Source organism: Candidatus Hakubella thermalkaliphila, from assembly GCF_013281975.1.
GTDB classification, from domain to species: Bacteria; Actinomycetota; Humimicrobiia; order Hakubellales; family Hakubellaceae; genus Hakubella; species Hakubella thermalkaliphila.
The window spans coordinates 1-1,021 of sequence record NZ_BLRZ01000307.1; the positions used below are offsets into that span (position 1 = coordinate 1).

A 1,021-nucleotide genomic window follows, 5' to 3' on the forward strand; every position below is an offset into this window, starting at 1 on the left:
CTTCGCAGCACGGCTAAGAAGGTCAAAGGTAAAACCTATCGCTACTGGAAGCTGGTGGAGAATGTTCGCACCGAGCGGGGGGTGCGCCAGCGGGTGGTGGCCCATCTGGGGGATCTGGCCTCCTTCAGGGCCGAAGACTGGCAGGCTCTGGCGGAGCGCATGGGAGAGCCGGAGATGGCGCGGGCGCTAGAGGCCCAGGTGGAAAAGGGTGGCAAGAGAGGGCGCCCCCGGAGGACGGTGTTGGAGTTGTACGCCCAACCGCAGCCAGACAGCATTTCCATTCGACTCTCTTCTGTGCACTGGAAAGAGGCGCGAGATTTCGGGGACGTCTACGTGGGCCTGGAGTTATGGAAGCGTCTGGGACTGGGGAAGCTTCTCCAGGAGCTCTTGGACGCTCCCGGGGCCAAGGCCTCCTCCGAGGGGCGCCGTTCTGAGGTTCCCCTGCACCTGGTGGCCACTTTGATCGCCGTGAACCGCCTGGTGGCGCCCCGCAGTGAATGGGCCATTTTGCGCTGGTGGCCCAAGACCGCCCTACCCTCCCTATTGGGGCTTCCGGTGGGGAAGGTCAGCGACGACCGGCTCTACCGCGCTCTGGATGCCGTCTGGGCCCACAAGGCCGAGATCGAAGCTCACCTTCAGGGAGAAGGGGAGCGGCTTTTTGCCCAGGACTACAGCCTTTTTCTGTACGATTTGACCAGCACCTATTTCGAGGGCCAGGCGGCCAGCAATCCCAAGGCCAAGCGGGGCTACCCTCGGGACCACCGCTCCGACGCCAAGCAAGTGTGCCTGGGAGTGGTTGTAGACCGGGAAGGATTCCCCATCGGGATGGAAGTGTGGCGGGGTAATATCAAGGACCCCGAGACCCTGTCGGCCACCTTAAAGAAGCTGGAGGAACGCTTTGGCCCTCCCCAGGGAGCGGAGGGTCTTAAGCGGGTACTGTGTCTGGATCGGGGGATGGTGACAGAGGAGAAGCTAGAGGAACTGCGGAACTCAGGCTATGGCTATGTGGTGGCTGACCGCC

The 1,021-nt window shown here is 62.8% G+C and carries 1 protein-coding gene; it reads left to right on the top strand.

Translation table 11 applies throughout. The features are described from left to right. Positions 1 to 1,021: IS1634 family transposase (locus tag HW443_RS11775; RefSeq protein ID WP_176238281.1), on the top strand; the 1,021-nt coding region annotated here is incomplete at both ends.